Origin of the sequence: Streptomyces eurocidicus (genome assembly GCF_002891295.1) — a bacterium.
GTDB lineage: Bacteria > Actinomycetota > Actinomycetes > Streptomycetales > Streptomycetaceae > Streptomyces > Streptomyces eurocidicus.
In genome coordinates, this window is the sequence record NZ_LGUI01000009.1 from 142,491 (window position 1) to 159,245 (window position 16,755).

Genomic DNA, 16,755 nt, shown 5'->3' on the forward strand with positions numbered 1-16,755 from the left:
CCGGCCCACTCTCGAGGAGCACCCTTGAGCACAGGTATCTCACGACGCAGCAGACGCCCCTTATCCAGACCCTTCCCCGGAGCCGTGGCGCTCTTCTCCGCGCTCCTGCTCCCGGCCGCCGCCCTCGTCGGGCTCTCCACGGCCGCGCAGGCGGCACCCCGCGCGGCCGAGCAGGCGGCGGCCACCGCCACCTTCGCGAAGACCTCCGACTGGGGCACCGGCTACCAGGCCGAGTGGACGGTCCGGAACACCGGGACCACCACCATCAACTCCTGGACCGTCGAGTGGGACTTCCCCTCCTCCACCACCGTCGGCGCCTACTGGGACGCGCTGATCACCAGCTCGGGCACCCACTACACCGCCAAGAACCGCGAGTACAACGGCACCATCGCGCCCGGCGCGAGCGTCACCTTCGGCTTCGTCGCCGCGGGCAACGGCGACCCCAGCGGCTGCAAGCTCGACGGCGGCCCCTGCGAGGGCTCCCCCGTCGACACCCCGCCCAGCGCGCCGGGACAGCCCTCCTCCACCGGGGTGACCGAGAGCAGCATCTCGCTGACCTGGGCCGCCGCCACGGACGACAAGGGCGTCAAGAACTACGACGTCTACCGCGGTGAGACCGTCGTCGGCACGGTCTCCACCACGGCGTTCACCGATACGGGCCTCAGCGCCGACACCGGCTACACCTACAAGATCGTCGCCCGGGACACCGCCGGCCAGACCGGCCCCGCGAGCCCCTCCGCCACCCTGCGCACCGGCTCCGGCGGCGGCACCGACAAGCCGCCCTCCGCGCCCGGCACCCCGGTCGCCACCGCGGTCGCCGATACGGCCGTCACCCTGAAGTGGCCCGCCGCCACCGACGACAAGGGCATCAAGAACTACGACGTCTACCGCGGCACCACCAAGGTCGCCACCGTGGCCAAGCTGACCTACAAGGACACCGGCCTCACCGCGGGCACCGACTACACCTACACCGTCGTGGCCCGCGACACCGCCGGCCAGACCGGCAAGGCGAGCCCCGCGCTGACGGTACGGACCACCGGGGGCGGCACCCAGCCGCCGGTCGACCGCGCCAAGGTCGGCTACTTCGTCCAGTGGGGCATCTACGGGCGCGGCTACACGGTGAAGTCGCTGGAGAACACCGGCGCCGCCGCCAGGCTCACCCACATCAACTACTCCTTCTCCAATATCCACCCCACCGACCTCACCTGCCTCAATGGCGTCACCAAGGCCACCACTCCCAACCCCCAGGACCCCAGCCAGGGCGACGGCGCGGGCGACTCCTGGGCCGACTACGAGAAGGGCTTCGCGGCCGGCGAGTCCATCGACGGCGTGGGCGACACCTGGGACCAGAAGCTGGCCGGCAACTTCAACCAGCTGAAGAAGCTCAAGGCCAAACACCCCAACCTCAAGATCAACATGTCCATCGGCGGCTGGACCTACAGCAAGTACTTCTCGGACGTCGCCCGGACCGACGCCTCCCGGCAGAAGTTCGTGAAGTCCTGCATCGACATGTACATCAAGGGCGACCTGCCGGCGGTGAACGGAAGGGGCGGCGCCGGTACCGCGGCCGGGATCTTCGACGGCTTCGACATCGACTGGGAGTGGCCGGGCTCCGAGGGCCACGCCGGCAACCACGTCTCGAAGGACGACAAGGCCAACAACACGCTGCTCTTCGCGGAATTCCGCCGTCAGCTCGACGCCCTGAGCTCCACCACGGGTAAGAAGTACCTGCTCACGGCCTTCACCCCGGCCGACCCGGGCAAGATCGAGGCGGGCTGGGACATCACCACCAAGGACGGCACGCCCAGCGTCTTCGACTACATGGACTTCGCCAACGTCCAGGGCTACGACTTCCACGGCTCCGGCAGCGACAACAGCTGGGAGCCGAACCGCACGGGCCACCAGGGCAACCTCTACACCGACGCCCAGGACCCGTACACCACGAAGTTCAGCGTCGAGTCGACCGTACAGACGTACCTCGACGCCGGCGTCGACCCCCGCAAGGTCGTCCTGGGCCTCGCCTTCTACGGGCGCGGCTGGCAGCAGGTCGCCGAGGGCGGGGCGCACGGCGAGTGGCAGACGGCGAACGGGGCGGCCCCCGGCCAGTTCCCGGAGGAGGCCGGGACGCGCGGCTACGACAACCTGCTGGCGTCCGTGCCCAACCTGACCGTCTACCACGACGAGCAGTCCGTGGCCACGTACGGCTACACCGGCGCCAACGGTCAGTGGTGGACCTTCGACGACGTCTGGTCGATCGGGAAGAAGACGGCCTGGCTGAAGACGAAGGGCCTGGGCGGCGTCATGATCTGGGAGATGTCGGGTGACAGCGGCACGCTGATGACGGCCGTGGACAACGGTCTGCGGTAACCGCAGACTGATCGGCCTCAAACGCCGGCCAGGCTTTATCAAGCCCGGCCGGCGTTTGAGGCCACAGGAAGCTAAGCCACATTCACCCTCCCCCAGACTTCGTCCGGGGGGACCCCCAACCAACGAGAAGCCCTATTTAAGCCACATTGACTCGTTGGCCGGGAGGCGCCGCCTCCAGCCAGGCCAGGAAGCCCGTGAGGGCGTCCTCGCTCATCGCCAGTTCCAGGCGCGTGCCCCGGTGCGAACAGATCAGCACGACCGCGTCGGACAGCAGGGCGAGCTCCTCGTCGCCCAGCGGGGGACGCCGCTCCAGCACCTCGATCGACGCGCGCTCCAGCAGCCGGCGCGGCCGGTACGCGTACGAGAAGACCCGGAACCACTCGATCCGGTCACTGTTGTAGCGGGCGACGCCGTACACCCACCCCTTGCCGTCCGGGGCCGGGTCCGTCTCGGGCACGTTCCACCGCAGGCTGCAGTCGAAGGTACCGCCGGACCGCTGGATCAGCCGTCTGCGCAGCCCGAAGACGAACAGCCCCAACAGCACCAGCAAGACGACGATGCCGCTCACGAGCAGAGCGAGGACCATCTCCACCGACCTCCTCGCATCATCTAGAGCAACCGCACCTGTATTGCCTCAGCCGCGAACCGCCCTGGAATGTTCCAGTGCGGTCCGCGGCTGAGGGACGATCTCTGTGGGTCGCGGGCTAGTGAACGCCCGTGACCGCACGCAGCCGGACATCCGCGCGACGCTCGGCGGCCGCGTCGGCCTCCGACTTCGCACGCTCCAGCGCGCGCTCGGCGCGCTGGACGTCGATCTCGTCGGCCAGCTCGGCGACCTCGGCGACGAGCGACAGCTTGTCGTCCGCGAACGAGATGAACCCACCGTGCACCGCGGCGACGACATTGCCCTCGGCGGTCTTGATGGTCACCGGGCCGGACTCCAGCACACCGAGCAGCGGCTGGTGGCCGGGCATGACGCCGATGTCACCCGATGTGGTACGCGCGATGACCAGAGTGGCCTCGCCGGACCAGACGCTTCGGTCCGCCGCGACCAGCTCGACGTGCAGCTCAGCAGCCAACGTGGCTCCTCGGGTCTCCACCTGCCGGGTGCGGCAGGTGTTGGGTCAAAGAATAGGGGACGTGACGACCGGGGGCGGGAGCGCCCCGCCCCCGGTCGAAAGGCACGGGGCCTTAGGAGACGCCCAGCTCCTTGGCGTTGGCCTTGAGGTCCTCGATGCCACCGCACATGAAGAACGCCTGCTCGGGGAAGTGGTCGTACTCACCGTCGCAGATCGCGTTGAACGCGGCGATCGACTCGTCGAGCGGCACGTCCGAACCGTCCACGCCGGTGAACTGCTTCGCCACGTGGGTGTTCTGCGACAGGAAGCGCTCGACGCGACGGGCGCGGTGGACGACCAGCTTGTCCTCTTCGCCCAGCTCGTCGATACCGAGGATCGCGATGATGTCCTGAAGGTCCTTGTACTTCTGCAGGACCGTCTTGACGCGCGAGGCGCACTCGTAGTGCTCCTTCGCGATGTAGCGCGGGTCCAGGATGCGGGACGTCGAGTCCAGCGGGTCGACCGCCGGGTAGATGCCCTTCTCCGAGATCGGACGCGACAGCACGGTCGTCGCGTCGAGGTGCGCGAAGGTCGTGGCCGGGGCCGGGTCGGTCAGGTCGTCCGCGGGGACGTAGATCGCCTGCATCGAGGTGATCGAGTGACCACGCGTCGAGGTGATGCGCTCCTGCAGCAGACCCATCTCGTCCGCCAGGTTCGGCTGGTAACCCACCGCGGACGGCATACGGCCGAGCAGGGTGGACACCTCGGAACCGGCCTGGGTGTAACGGAAGATGTTGTCGATGAAGAAGAGCACGTCCTGCTTCTGCACATCGCGGAAGTACTCCGCCATGGTCAGACCGGCCAGGGCGACGCGCAGACGGGTGCCCGGGGGCTCGTCCATCTGGCCGAAGACGAGCGCCGTCTTGTCGATGACGCCCGAGTCGGTCATTTCCTCGATGAGGTCATTGCCCTCACGGGTGCGCTCACCGACACCGGCGAACACCGACACACCGTCGTGGTTGTTGGCCACGCGGTAGATCATTTCCTGGATCAGCACGGTCTTGCCGACACCGGCACCACCGAACAGACCGATCTTTCCACCCTTGACGTACGGGGTGAGAAGGTCGATGACCTTGACGCCGGTCTCGAACATCTCGGTCTTCGACTCGAGCTGGTCGAAGCTCGGCGCCTTGCGGTGGATCGCCCAGCGCTCGGTGACCTCGGACTCGGCCTCCGGCTTGTTCAGGATCTCACCGAGGGTGTTGAACACCTTGCCCTTGGTGACGTCGCCGACGGGGACGGTGATGCCCGCGCCCGTGTCGGTGACGGCGGCCTGGCGGACCAGACCGTCGGTGGGCTGCATCGAGATGGCGCGGACCAGGCCCTCGCCCAGGTGCTGCGCGACCTCGAGGGTCAGCGTCTTGAGCTTGCCGTCCTCGGCCGGGTCGGCGACCTGGACGTGCAGCGCGTTGTAGATCTCCGGCATCGCGTCGACGGGGAACTCCACGTCGACGACCGGGCCGATGACCCGCGCGACGCGGCCGGTGGCCGTGGCGGTTTCAACAGTCGTGGTCATAGTGGTCAGTCACTCCCCGCGTTAGCGTCGGCCAGGGCACTGGAGCCACCGACGATCTCGCTGATTTCCTGGGTGATTTCGGCCTGGCGGGCCGCGTTCGCAAGCCGCGACAGCGACTTGATGAGTTCGCCGGCGTTGTCGGTCGCCGACTTCATCGCACGGCGGCGGGCGGCGTGCTCGGAAGCGGCCGACTGCAGCAGGGCGTTGTAGATACGGCTCTCGACGTACCGCGGCAGCAGCGCGTCGAGGACGTCCTCCGCCGAGGGCTCGAAGTCGAAGAGCGGAAGGATCTTGCCCTTCGCGGCCTCCTCGTCCTCCTCCGACTTGTCGAGGGTCAGCGGCAGCAGCCGCTTCTCGACCGGCGACTGCGTCATCATCGAGACGAACTCGGTGAAGACGATGTGCAGCTCGTCGACGCCGCCCTCGGCCGTGTCCAGCTGGACGGCCTCGATCAGCGGGCCCGCGACCTTCTTGGCGTCCGCGTAGGTCGGGCTGTCGGTGAAGCCGGTCCACGACTCGACGACCGGGCGCTCCCGGAAGCCGTAGTACGCCACGCCCTTGCGGCCGATGATGTACGTGACGACGTCCTTGCCCTCCGAGCGCAGGCGCTCGGTGAGGCGGTCCGCGGCCTTGATGGCGTTGGAGGAGTAGCCGCCGGCCAGACCGCGGTCGCTCGTGACGAGCAGCACCGCGGCCCGGACCGGGTTCTCGACCTCGGTGGTCAGGGCGTGCTTGGTGTTCGAGCCGGTCGCCACTGCCGTCACCGCGCGAGTGAGCTCACTCGCGTACGGCGTCGATGCCGCCACCTGGCGCTGCGCCTTGACGATGCGCGAGGCGGCGATCATCTCCATCGCCTTGGTGATCTTCTTGGTCGCGGTGACGGAGCGGATGCGACGCTTGTAGACCCGGAGCTGGGCTCCCATGGATCAGGTCCCTTCCGTCGTGGTCACTTCGCGGAGCCGGCCGCGGCGTCGTCACCGAGAAGCTTGCCGTCCGAGGTCTCGAACTGCTTCTTGAAGGTGGCGATGGCGTCGGCGAGCGCCTGGAGGGTGTCGTCGGACATCTTGCCGCCCTCGACGATGCTGGTCATCAGGCCCTTGTGCTCGCGGCCCAGGTAGTCGAGCATCTCGCGCTCGAAGCGCTGGATGTCCTCGACCGGCACATCGTCCATCTTGCCGGTGGTGCCGGCCCAGACGGAGACGACCTGGTCCTCGACGGAGTACGGGGCGTACTGGCCCTGCTTCAGCAGCTCGACCATGCGCTTGCCGCGCTCCAGCTGCGACTTCGAGGCCGCGTCCAGGTCGGAACCGAAGGCGGCGAACGCCTCCAGCTCGCGGTACTGGGCGAGGTCGACACGGAGTCGGCCGGAGACCTGCTTCATGGCCTTGTGCTGGGCGGAGCCACCGACGCGGGAGACCGAGATACCGACGTTCAGCGCCGGGCGCTGGCCCGCGTTGAACAGGTCGGACTCCAGGAAGCACTGGCCGTCGGTGATGGAGATGACGTTGGTCGGGATGAACGCCGAGACGTCGTTGGCCTTGGTCTCGACGATCGGCAGACCGGTCATCGAACCGGCACCCATCTCGTCGGAGAGCTTGGCGCAGCGCTCCAGCAGACGCGAGTGCAGGTAGAAGACGTCACCCGGGTACGCCTCACGGCCCGGCGGGCGGCGCAGCAGCAGGGACACGGCGCGGTAGGCGTCGGCCTGCTTCGAGAGGTCGTCGAAGACGATCAGGACGTGCTTGCCCTGGTACATCCAGTGCTGACCGATGGCCGAGCCGGTGTACGGGGCGAGGTACTTGAAGCCGGCCGGGTCGGACGCGGGAGCGGCGACGATCGTCGTGTACTCCAGGGCGCCGGCCTCCTCCAGGGCGCCGCGCACGGACGCGATGGTGGAGCCCTTCTGGCCGATGGCGACGTAGATGCAGCGGACCTGCTTCTTCGGGTCGCCCGAGCGCCAGTTGTCGCGCTGGTTGATGATCGTGTCGACGGCCAGCGCGGTCTTGCCGGTCTGACGGTCACCGATGATCAGCTGACGCTGGCCACGGCCGATCGGCACCATGGCGTCGACGGCCTTGAGGCCGGTCTGCATCGGCTCGTGGACCGACTTACGGACCATGACGCCGGGAGCCTGCAGCTCCAGGGCGCGGCGTCCTTCGGTCGCGATCTCGCCGAGGCCGTCGATCGGGTTGCCCAGCGGGTCGACGACGCGGCCGAGGTAGCCCTCGCCCACCGCGACGGAGAGCACCTCACCGGTGCGCTGCACCGGCTGGCCCTCCTCGATGCCGCTGAACTCGCCGAGGACGACCGCACCGATCTCGCGCTCCTCGAGGTTGAGGGCGAGACCGAGGGTTCCGTCCTCGAACCGCAGCAGCTCGTTCGCCATGGCCGAGGGAAGACCCTCGACCTTCGCGATGCCGTCGCCGGCAACGCTGACCGTACCGACCTCCTCGCGCGAGGCCGCGTCCGGCTTGTACGCCTGGACAAAGTTCTCCAGCGCGTCCCGGATCTCCTCCGGCCGGATCGTGAGCTCCGCCATCTGGGTTCCCTGCTCTCCTTGTTGGGCCCGAAGTATTTCTTCTCCGGGGTGTGGTGCCCACAGCGGTCGCGCTGCGGGCCCCCGGAGGACACCGTCGGCCCAACCCGGGCCGTCAGTCATGCTCTTGAATTGGTGGCTGGTCAGCCGGCCATCCGTCGGTCCGCCTCGGCGAGACGGTCCGCGATGCTGCCGTTGATGACCTCGTCGCCGATCCGCACCTGGACACCACCGAGGATCTCGGGGTCCACGTCCAGGTTGAGGTGGACACGACGGCCGTACAGCTTGGCCAGGGCGTCACCGAGGCGCTGCTTCTGGGCATCGCTCATCGGCACCGCGGAGGTGACCTCCGCGACCATCCGGTCCCGGCGGTCGGCGGCCTGCTTGGAGAGGGCGTTGAGCCCCGACTCCAGGCTACGACCACGCGGCGCGGTCACCAGTCGGGCCACGAGCCGCTCGGTGACCGGGTTGGCCCGGCCGCCCAGGAGCTCACGGACCAGCCCGGCCTTGGCCGTGCGGTCGGCGACCTTGTCCGTCAGCGCGGCACGGAGCTCGCTGCTGGAGCCCACGATCCGGCCGAAGCGGAACAGCTCGTCCTCGACGTCGTCCAGGACGCCCGCGCGCTCGGCGGCGATGAGGTCGGCACCGGAGGCGAGCTCCTCGGCCGCGTCCACCAGGTCACGCGAGCGCGACCAGCGGGAGCGGACCATGCCGGCCAGCAGGTCCGCGGTCTCGCCGCCGACCTGTCCGCCGATCAGACGCCGTGCCAGCCCGGCCTTGGCCTCGCCGCTCTGTGCCGGGTCGGTGAGGACCCGGCGCAGCGAGACCTCGCGGTCGAGCAGCCCGGTGACCGCGGCGAGCTCGTCGGCGAGCTTCGCCGCGTCCACGGACGTGTTGTCCGCGAGTGCGTCGAGGCTCTCGCGTGCGGAGGCCAGTGCCTCCCGGCTCGCTCCGCTCATCGGGTGGCCTCGGCCTTCTTCTGGTCGGCCGCCTTGGCCTCGAGGTCATCGAGGAAGCGGTCGACGGTACGGCTCTGCCGGGACGCGTCCGCGAGGGACTCGCCGACGATCCGTCCGGCCAGGTCGCCGGCGAGCTTGCCCACGTCCTGGCGGAGCGAGGCCGCGGCGGCCTTGCGGTCGGCCTCGATCTGGGCGTGGCCGGCAGCGATGATCTCCTCGCGCTGGCGCCGGCCCTCGGACCGCATGTCGGCGATCAGCGCGACACCCTGTTCCTGGGCTTCCTGGCGCAGCCGGGAAGCCTCGTGGCGGGCATCGGCGAGCTGGGCCCGGTAGTCCTCGAGCACCTGCTGAGCCTCGGCCTGGGCGGCCTCGGCCTTCTCCATGCCGCCTTCGATGGCCTCGCGACGCTCGTCCAGAGACTTGTTGATCGTCGGGAGGAGCTTCTTGGCGAGGAAGAAGAAGACGATGGCGAAGGCGATCAGGCCGATGACGAGCTCTGGGAGCGGCGGGAGGAGGGGGGGTTCCATTTCCCCCTCCGACGCCAACATCAGGGCGTTCACATCAATGCCTTCCGTCGAAAACAGTGGTCGTCAGGCTGCGATCAGGCAGACGGGTAGACGAACGGCATGACCAGACCGATCAGGGCGAGCGCCTCACAGAAGGCGAAGCCGAGGATCTGGTTGGCGCGGATCAGGCCGGCGGCCTCGGGCTGGCGGGCCAGCGCCTGGGTGCCGTTACCGAAGACGATGCCGACGCCGACGCCGGGGCCGATCGCGGCGAGGCCGTAGCCGATCGAGCCCAGGTTGCCCTTGATCTCGACACCAGCGGCGATGGTCTGGAGAGCAGCAGACATGCTCGTTCTTCCTTCTCTTTCACGGACCGGTGGGGGTTGGCCACCGGACGATTGCGTGGACGGGGGTCCGGGTGGGGCTCAGTGATGCTCGGCGAGAGCGCCCTGGACGTAGTTGGTGGCCAGCAGCACGAAGACGTACGCCTGGACGGCCTGGATGAAGAGCTCGAAGGCGGTCATCACGATGGTCATCACGAAGGACACACCGGCGTAGGCGATCCCGATGCCGTTCAGCAGGTACCAGCTGGCGACCGTGAACATCAGGATCAGCAGGTGGCCGGCGAACATGTTGGCGAAGAGTCGGACCGCGTGGGTGAACGGGCGGATGATCACGTTCGAGAAGAACTCGAGGACCACTGCCAGCGGGAGGATCGGTCCCAGCGCCTTGTCGTAGCCCGTGATGTTCTTCAGGCCGCCGATGAAGCCGTGCTTCTTGAACGTCAGGAACATCCACAGGACGTAGACGATCAGGGCGAGCGCCGCCGGGAAGGCGATGATCGAGGTCACGGGGAACTGGGCGACCGGAATGATCGACCAGAGATTCATGATCCAGACAAAGAAGAACAGCGAGACCATCAGGGGGACGTACTTCTCGCCCTCCTTCTTGCCGAGCGCCTCATAGACGATGCCGCGGCGCACGAAGTCGTAGCCCGCCTCACCGACCATCTGCAACTTGCCCGGGACCACCTTGGCCCGGCCGAACGCCGCCCAGAAGAAACCGATGATCACGACCGTGCTCAGGACGGCCAGCAGCATCGGCTTGTTGAAGTCGAAGCCGCCAATGCTGAAGATCGGTTCGAACAGGAACGAGTGAAGCCCTGGGGCCGGGAAGCCGCACCCATCGAAGATGTGGCAATCGGTCTCGAAGGCGAGCATCTGGTCAGCACTCACCGCGAGCTCCTTCAGCGTGGCGCATAGGTACGGCAACCTCGTTGTGTCGGCACGGCGCGCAGCCGCGGAACGGCACTGGACTGGTCATGCGGATGGGGGGCGTGATCGGCGCGGGGCCGGTCGGGGTATTCGGCATCAGCTGCATGGACCGCCGATTCCGTCCCGGGAAACTCGGGAGTTCAGCCGCCTGCGCCCACTGTGCCTCAGATGGCACCGGACGATAGCAGGTGAGCGCCGGCACCTTTATTCCGGCCCTACCGGTCACGTCGGAGACCCGGCGGGCGCGGACTTCTTCGCCTCGGCGGATTCCGGATCCACATAAAGGATCTTGGCCTTCAGGTACGCCCGCGTCTGCGCGGCGGTCCACACGAGGACCGCGGCGAGCAGGGAGAACGCGAAGGCCCGGGTGTTGAAGAGCGACGTGTCCCGGAAGACCGCCAGCACGACGGCGGCGATCAGGAACTGCGTCACATAGAGAACCAGGCCCATGGCCTGGAACAAGTGCGGGAAGGACTTGGCCGTGCGCTGGAGAACGTAGAGCCCCATGGCCATGACGCCGCCCGCGACCAGCGTGCCGACGGCACCGCCGATCGCGCCCTCGCCCCCGGCCAGCGCTCCGCTGACGGCGACTGCGACCGCACCGGCGGCGGCGGTCGGGACGGCGCACTGAAGGAGTGTTCGGGCGTCGTTGGACTGCATGAAGGGTTTCTCCGGCGATCGGAAGCAACGATTCGTCGTGAACGAGCGTATCCCCGGGAGTGAGACATGAACTCGCGACGAAGGACCGCCGCACTACGGTCCTTCGGCTTCAGCACCGGGTTTCGTGAACGGTATCACAAACTATTTGATGAGGTCTTTACCTACATCGTGTGCTGGACATCACACGCAAGGGTGAAGTGGCTGGTCGTAGCGCTGACGAGACCCTGATCCCTCTGCTAGAGGCCCGTCCTCCGCTCGGCCCTTCGTGACCTCTCTGTGACCCGTCGATTCCGGACGGTTCCGGTCGGTTCCTTCCGGTTCCGGCCCTTGGGCGCCCTCAGCGGGGGCTGCTGATCTTCCGGGCGTGGGTGAACCGCGAGCGGTCGCCGATGGCCGTCGCGCCGTGCAGCCCGGCCGGGACCGGCTCCCGCTCCTCCCCCTCGGCCTGCGGGCCCACCGCGGTGGCGCCGTGCAGGCCCGCCGCCTCGGCCGCCGCGGCCCCGGCCGGGCCCGGGCGCCGGCGGCGGCCGCCACGGCCCGGCGGCGGTAGCGCGGCGGCACGAACGACTCGGCCCAGCGCGGCGCGCGCGGCTTGAAGCGCGGCAGCAGCAGGAGGACCAGGCCGACCGCGCTCAGCGCCACGATCAGGAGCACGATCCAGACACTCGCCGAGTGCACCGAGTAGGCGACCGTGCCGAAGCCGATGAGCGCCGACCAGAAGTACATGATCAGGACGGCCCGGCTGTGCGAGTGCCCGAGCTCCAGCAGCCGGTGGTGCAGGTGGCCGCGGTCCGCGGCGAACGGCGACTGGCCGTTCCAGGTCCGCCGGACGATCGCCAGCAGCAGGTCCGCGACCGGCACCGCGATGACCGTCAGCGGCAGCAGCAGCGGGATGTAGACCGGCACCATCGTCTGCACGGCGTTCCGCTCGCCACCGACCTGCTGGTAGAGCAGGTCCGGGTCGACCTGGCCGGTGATGGAGATGGCGCCCGCGGCCAGCACCAGCCCGATGAGCATCGAGCCGGAGTCGCCCATGAAGATGCGCGCGGGGTGCATGTTGTGCGGCAGGAAGCCCAGGCACATGCCCATCAGGACGGCGGCGAACAGCGTCGCGGGCGCGGCCGCCTCCACGTTGTGGCCGAACCACAGGCGGTACGCGTAGAGGAAGAACGCCGCGGCGGCGATGCAGACCATGCCCGAGGCCAGGCCGTCCAGGCCGTCGACGAAATTGACCGCGTTGATGGTGATCACGACCAGCGCCACGGTGAGCAGCGTGCCCTGCATCGAGGTCAGCGAGACCGTGCCGACGCCGGGCACCGGGATCCACAGGATGGTCAGGCCCTGGAGGACCATCACACCCGCGGCGATCATCTGGCCGCCCAGCTTCACCAGGGCGTCGACGCCCCACTTGTCGTCCAGGACGCCCAGGATCCAGATCAGGCCCGCGCCGGAGAGCAGGGCCCGGGGCTCGCTGCCGAGCTCGAAGACCTTGCCGAGGTTCGACAGGTGCGCGGCGACCAGCAGCCCCGCGCACAGCCCGCCGAACATCGCGATGCCGCCGAGGCGTGGCGTCGGTTCGCGGTGCACGTCGCGCGCGCGGATCTCCGGCATCGCCCCGGCCACGATCGCGAACTTCCGCACCGGCCCCGTCAGCAGATAGGTGACCGCTGCGGTGACGCACAACGTCAGCAGGTATTCACGCACGGGCTGCCCCAGAGATCTCGCTGGACATCACAGCCCCACACCATATTCGCGTCCGCCCCCGATCCGTGAATACAGCTCCAGACGAACGGCCATCCCGCGATGGTTCCAGGTGTCAGATGTGGTCCGGGTAAGGACGGTAGGGCGGGAAGGCGGCGACCAGCTCGGCGACCGCCGAACGGATCCCCCGGGTGCCCCTGGTCTCCCCCGCCCCCGCGCCCCCGGGGCCCTCGCCGCGCAGCGCCGCCCCCATGAGCACCGCGATCCGGGCCATCTCGGGCTCGCGCATGCCCTGGGTGGTGACGGCCGCGGCCCCCAGCCGCAGCCCGGGGGCGCCGTGCGGCAATCCGCAGGTGTCCAGGACGACTCCGCAGGCCGCGAGCCTGCCGCGGGCCGTGACGGCGTCCAGGGCGAGCCCGGAGACGTCGAGGGTCATCATGTGCGTGTCGGTGCCGCCCGTGGTCACGGTGAGGCCCTCAGCGGCCAGGGCGGCGGCAAGCGTGCGGGCGTTGGCCACGACCTGATGGGCGTACGCGGTGAAGGCGGGTCCGGCGGCCTCGCCGAAGGCGACGGCCTTGGCCGCCACGGTGTGCATCTGGCCGCCGCCCTGGGTGAACGGGAAGACCGCCCGGTCGATCCTGCCCGCCAGGTCCGCCCGGCACAGCAGCAGCCCGCCGCGCGGGCCGCGCAGCACCTTGTGGGTGGTGGCGCAGACCACGTCCGCGTACGGGACGGGGCTGGGCGCCGCTCCCCCGGCGATCAGCCCGATGGGGTGGGCGGCGTCCGCGACGAGATAGGCGCCCACCTCGTCGGCGATGTCGCGGAAGGCGGCGTAGTCGGGGTGGCGGGGGTAGGAGACCGAGCCGCAGACGACGGCCTTGGGCCGGTGCTCACGGGCGAGGGCGCGGACCTGCGCGTAGTCGATCAGGCCGGTGTCGCGGCGGACCCCGTAGCCGACGAAGTCGAACCACCGGCCGGAGAAGTTCGCCGGGGAGCCGTGGGTGAGGTGCCCGCCCTGCGGCAGGGCCATGGCGAGCACGGTGTCCCCGGGGCACAGCAGCGCGGCGTAGGCGGCGAGTACGGCGGACGAACCGGAGTGCGGCTGGACGTTGGCGTGCTCCGCGCCGAAGAGGGCCTTGGCGCGGTCGACGGCGATCCGCTCGGCGAGGTCGACCAGCTCGCAGCCACCGTGGTGGCGGGCGCCCGGATAGCCCTCCGCGTATTTGTTGGCCAGCGGGGAGCCGAGCGCGGCGAGGACGGCGGGCGAGGTGAAGTTCTCGGCGGCGATCAGCTGGAGGGCGTCCGCCTGACGGCGGGCCTCGCCCGCGACGATCCCGGCGAGCTCGGGGTCCTGCCGCAGCAGCGCCTCGAAGCCGCCCTCCCAGCCGGGGCGCGGCCGGCCCGGGGCGCCGGCTGGAGGCGCGCCGGAGTCGCTGGTGGAAGCTCGGGTGGCGGGCATCGCTGCCTCCGGCCTGTGCGGCGGGCCCTCGCGGAGGTGGTCCTGGCACCAATGTAGGCCCACGGCGAGGCATATGCCCGGCAGCCGTCCGGCGATCGCCGGACGTATCCGGGTCCGCTCGCTCCCGGCCGGGAGCGGTGGCCTTCCCGGCGGCGCTCATCAGCGCCCATCAGCGTCTGCCGGCCCGTCCCGGCCCGGCGGACGGGTGCTCAGGAGCGGCCCGCGACCCCGGTGAGCGCGGTGAGGACCGGGTCGAGCGCCTGGTTGATCTCGTCGCCGATGGAGCGGAAGAAGGTGATCGGGGCGCCGTACGGGTCGTGGACCTCGTCCGCCTCCGCGTTCGGGGCCAGCAGCCAGCCGCGCAGCGCGGCGGCGGCCTGGACCAGGGCGCGGGCCCGGTCGACCACCCCGCCGGCCCGCTCGGGGTCGGGGAGCGTCGCGGGGTCTATGGCCCGTACGAGCCGGGTGAACTCCTTGAGCGTGAAGGTGCGCAGGCCCGCGGAGTGGCCCATGGAGATGACCTGGGCGCGGTGGTCGCGGGTCGCGGTCAGCACCAGGTCCGCGCGGATCACGTGCTCGTCGAGCAGCTCACGGCCGATGAAGCCGTGCGGGTCGGCGCCGAGGTCGGCCAGGACGGTGGCGGCGTGCGCCTCCATCGGGGCGCCCTCGTGGCCCCAGGTGCCCGCGCTCTCCACCACCAGACCGCCGGCGAAGGGGTCTCCGAGGCGGTCGGCGAGGGCATGCCGGGACAGCCGCTCGGTGATGGGCGAGCGGCAGACGTTGCCGGTGCTGACGTGGAGGATGCGGAAGGTGTCGGTGGTGCTGTCCGTGCCCGGTCCCGCTATGCCACGCCCCTGCGGGGCGATCAATTCGCCACCTCGAGGTCGGGTACTACCTCGCGCAGCTGCTCGGCGCTGATGGCACCGGCGCGCAGCAGGACGGGGACCTTGCCGGTGACGTCCACGATGGAGGACGGCACGTCGGCGGGGGTGGGGCCGCCGTCGAGGTAGACGGAGACGGAGTCGCCGAGCATCTCCTGGGCGGCGTCGCAGTCCTGCGGCGCCGGGTGACCGGTGAGGTTGGCGCTGGAGACGGCCATCGGGCCGAACTCGGTGAGCAGCTCGATGGCGACGGGGTGCAGCGGCATCCGGACGGCCACCGTGCCGTGGGTCTCCCCGAGGTCCCAGGTGAGCGACGGCTGGTGGTTGGCGACCAGGGTCAGCGCGCCGGGCCAGAAGGCGTCGACGAGCTCCCACGCCTGCTCGGAGAAGTCCGTGACGAGGCCGTGCAGGGTGTTGGGGGAGCCGACCAGGACGGGCGAGGGCATGCCGCGGCCGCGGCCCTTGGCCTCCAGGAGCCCGCCCACGGCGTCCCGGCTGAAGGCGTCCGCGCCGATGCCGTACACGGTGTCGGTGGGCAGCACGACCAGCTCGCCGCGGCGGACCGCGGCGACCGCCTCACGCAGACCGGTCTTACGGTCGGTCGCGTCGCTGCAGTCGTATCGCCGTGCCATCACATCTCCTTCGGGAAGCGATTCCTGGATCCGCCAACGCGGAACGTCACCGCGTTGCTACGATCCGTCCCGTTGCCTTGAGGCACCGGGCAGGGCTTGTCCGTCATGAGGCCTCCTGCGGTCGAGTGAGAAGCCCCTTCGGGGGAGGAGTCACTTAACGGACCTCCTCGTAGAAGGTCCCGTGGCCCCGGTCACGCCGTAGCCCTACGGGCCGTCGCGAACCGCGGGCGTTTGTTGAGATCGGGGTGGTCGGCTGCGTCCGCCCACCCCTTCTCCTCTGTGAAGATCCACGGCACCTGGCCGCCCTGGGTGTCGGCGTGCTCGATCACGACGACGCCGCCAGGGCGCAGCAGCCGGTGGGCGGTGCGCTCGATGCCGCGGATGGTGTCGAGGCCGTCCTCGCCGGAGAAGAGCGCCAGCTCGGGGTCGTGGTCGCGGGCCTCGGGGGCGACGTACTCCCACTCGGTGAGCGGGATGTACGGGGGGTTGCTGACCACCAGGTCGACCTGGCCGTCGAGCTCGGGCAGCGCGGTGAGGGCGTTGCCGTGGTGGAGGGTGACCCGGGAGCCCTCGACGTTCTTGCGGGCCCAGCCGAGCGCGGTCTCGTCCAGCTCGACGGCGTGCACCCGGGACCGGGGCACCTCCTGGGCCAGGGCGAGCGCGATGGCGCCGGAGCCGGTGCACAGGTCGACGATCAGCGGCTCGACCACGTCCATGGCGCGCACGGCGTCTATGGCCCAGCCGACGACCGACTCGGTCTCGGGGCGGGGCACGAAGACGCCGGGGCCGACCTGGAGCTCCAGGTAGCGGAAGAAGGCGCGGCCGGTGATGTGCTGGAGGGGCTCACGGGCCTCGCGGCGGGCGACGGCCTCCCAGTAGCGGGCGTCGAAGTCGGCGTCCGCGACGTTGTGCAGCTCACCCCGTTTGACGCCGTGCACGAAGGCGGCGAGCTCCTCCGCGTCGAAGCGCGGCGAAGGTACGCCGGCGTCGGCCAGCCGCTGGGTGGCTTGCGCCACCTCGGCGAGCAGCAGGTTCACGGTGGTCCTCTCGCGCGTTCGTACGGTGTCCTCGGTCTCCCCCGGCTCGCGCCGGGAGGTGTCCCCGGCCGGGCCGGGGGCGTCGGGCCCGCCCGGCGGGCGGGACGGG

General features: G+C 69.9%; 15 protein-coding genes and 1 pseudogene. 1 reads left to right on the forward strand and 15 read right to left on the reverse strand.

Annotation, left to right across the window (positions count from 1 at the left end; all coding sequences use genetic code 11):
• Window positions 1-84 precede the first annotated feature (84 nt).
• Window positions 85-2,367 (forward strand): glycoside hydrolase family 18 chitinase, encoded by a 2,283-nt coding sequence (locus AF335_RS24645; protein ID WP_244927142.1) that lies wholly within the window; start codon window positions 85-87, stop codon window positions 2,365-2,367.
• Between the two features lie 136 nt (window positions 2,368-2,503).
• Here AF335_RS24645 and AF335_RS24650 read toward each other — a convergent pair whose 3' ends face one another.
• The 15 genes and pseudogenes from AF335_RS24650 to prmC form a co-directional block, all read right to left on the reverse strand.
• Entirely contained in the window at window positions 2,504-2,953 is a 450-nt protein-coding gene (locus AF335_RS24650; protein ID WP_087930412.1) for a DUF2550 domain-containing protein, read from the reverse strand.
• Window positions 2,954-3,071: 118 nt separating this feature from the next.
• Window positions 3,072-3,446: a F0F1 ATP synthase subunit epsilon gene (locus tag AF335_RS24655; RefSeq protein WP_102920618.1), complete on the reverse strand. Its 375-nt coding sequence runs from the start codon at window positions 3,444-3,446 to the stop codon at window positions 3,072-3,074.
• A 112-nt stretch (window positions 3,447-3,558) separates the two neighbouring features.
• Window positions 3,559-5,001, reverse strand: coding sequence for a F0F1 ATP synthase subunit beta (gene atpD, locus AF335_RS24660; RefSeq protein ID WP_102920619.1), 1,443 nt, complete (start codon window positions 4,999-5,001; stop codon window positions 3,559-3,561).
• A 5-nt stretch (window positions 5,002-5,006) separates the two neighbouring features.
• The gene (locus tag AF335_RS24665) at window positions 5,007-5,924 is read right to left on the reverse strand and encodes a F0F1 ATP synthase subunit gamma (protein WP_087926246.1); all 918 of its coding nucleotides are present in this window, start codon (window positions 5,922-5,924) and stop codon (window positions 5,007-5,009) included.
• 23 nt (window positions 5,925-5,947) lie between these two features.
• Window positions 5,948-7,540 carry a F0F1 ATP synthase subunit alpha gene (gene atpA / locus AF335_RS24670; protein ID WP_102920620.1) on the reverse strand — a complete coding sequence of 531 codons (1,593 nt, stop codon included), beginning with the start codon at window positions 7,538-7,540 and terminating at the stop codon, window positions 5,948-5,950.
• Window positions 7,541-7,680: 140 nt separating this feature from the next.
• On the reverse strand, window positions 7,681-8,496 hold the full coding sequence (locus AF335_RS24675) for a F0F1 ATP synthase subunit delta (protein WP_102920621.1): 816 nt from the start codon (window positions 8,494-8,496) through the stop codon (window positions 7,681-7,683).
• The gene (locus AF335_RS24680; RefSeq protein WP_221504841.1) at window positions 8,493-9,044 is read right to left on the reverse strand and encodes a F0F1 ATP synthase subunit B; all 552 of its coding nucleotides are present in this window, start codon (window positions 9,042-9,044) and stop codon (window positions 8,493-8,495) included. The genes AF335_RS24675 and AF335_RS24680 overlap by 4 nt, the downstream gene beginning before the upstream one ends.
• A gap of 53 nt (window positions 9,045-9,097) precedes the next feature.
• Window positions 9,098-9,349, reverse strand: a complete 252-nt coding sequence (gene atpE / locus AF335_RS24685) for an ATP synthase F0 subunit C (protein WP_087926250.1) — start codon at window positions 9,347-9,349, stop codon at window positions 9,098-9,100.
• Window positions 9,350-9,427: 78 nt separating this feature from the next.
• Complete coding sequence (gene atpB, locus AF335_RS24690; RefSeq protein ID WP_102920623.1) at window positions 9,428-10,237, reverse strand: F0F1 ATP synthase subunit A; 810 nt, start codon at window positions 10,235-10,237, stop codon at window positions 9,428-9,430.
• Between the two features lie 261 nt (window positions 10,238-10,498).
• On the reverse strand, window positions 10,499-10,936 hold the full coding sequence (locus AF335_RS24695) for a Cg1360 family ATP-synthase-associated protein (protein WP_102920624.1): 438 nt from the start codon (window positions 10,934-10,936) through the stop codon (window positions 10,499-10,501).
• Window positions 10,937-11,273: 337 nt separating this feature from the next.
• A pseudogene (locus AF335_RS24700) lies at window positions 11,274-12,652 on the reverse strand (MraY family glycosyltransferase).
• A 100-nt stretch (window positions 12,653-12,752) separates the two neighbouring features.
• A complete protein-coding gene (locus tag AF335_RS24705) occupies window positions 12,753-14,096 on the reverse strand; it encodes a serine hydroxymethyltransferase (RefSeq protein WP_102920625.1) in 1,344 nt (447 codons plus the stop codon).
• A gap of 209 nt (window positions 14,097-14,305) precedes the next feature.
• Window positions 14,306-14,965: an arsenate reductase/protein-tyrosine-phosphatase family protein gene (locus tag AF335_RS24710; RefSeq protein ID WP_102920626.1), complete on the reverse strand. Its 660-nt coding sequence runs from the start codon at window positions 14,963-14,965 to the stop codon at window positions 14,306-14,308.
• A complete protein-coding gene (locus AF335_RS24715) occupies window positions 14,962-15,609 on the reverse strand; it encodes an L-threonylcarbamoyladenylate synthase (RefSeq protein ID WP_102920627.1) in 648 nt (215 codons plus the stop codon). The genes AF335_RS24710 and AF335_RS24715 overlap by 4 nt, the downstream gene beginning before the upstream one ends.
• 191 nt (window positions 15,610-15,800) lie before the next feature.
• Complete coding sequence (prmC, locus tag AF335_RS24720; RefSeq protein ID WP_102920897.1) at window positions 15,801-16,646, reverse strand: peptide chain release factor N(5)-glutamine methyltransferase; 846 nt, start codon at window positions 16,644-16,646, stop codon at window positions 15,801-15,803.
• Between the last annotated feature and the right edge of the window lie 109 nt (window positions 16,647-16,755).

Coding starts and splice junctions, on each gene's coding strand:
- atpE (WP_087926250.1), bottom strand. CDS start 9,349: ATGTCTGCTGCTCTCCAGACCATCGCCGCTGGTGTCGAGATCAAGGGC.
- AF335_RS24705 (WP_102920625.1), bottom strand. CDS start 14,096: ATGCCCGCCACCCGAGCTTCCACCAGCGACTCCGGCGCGCCTCCAGCC.
- atpA (WP_102920620.1), bottom strand. CDS start 7,540: ATGGCGGAGCTCACGATCCGGCCGGAGGAGATCCGGGACGCGCTGGAG.
- AF335_RS24675 (WP_102920621.1), bottom strand. CDS start 8,496: ATGAGCGGAGCGAGCCGGGAGGCACTGGCCTCCGCACGCGAGAGCCTC.
- AF335_RS24680 (WP_221504841.1), bottom strand. CDS start 9,044: ATGTTGGCGTCGGAGGGGGAAATGGAACCCCCCCTCCTCCCGCCGCTC.
- AF335_RS24650 (WP_087930412.1), bottom strand. CDS start 2,953: ATGGTCCTCGCTCTGCTCGTGAGCGGCATCGTCGTCTTGCTGGTGCTG.
- AF335_RS24695 (WP_102920624.1), bottom strand. CDS start 10,936: ATGCAGTCCAACGACGCCCGAACACTCCTTCAGTGCGCCGTCCCGACC.
- atpD (WP_102920619.1), bottom strand. CDS start 5,001: ATGACCACGACTGTTGAAACCGCCACGGCCACCGGCCGCGTCGCGCGG.
- AF335_RS24665 (WP_087926246.1), bottom strand. CDS start 5,924: ATGGGAGCCCAGCTCCGGGTCTACAAGCGTCGCATCCGCTCCGTCACC.
- AF335_RS24715 (WP_102920627.1), bottom strand. CDS start 15,609: ATGGCACGGCGATACGACTGCAGCGACGCGACCGACCGTAAGACCGGT.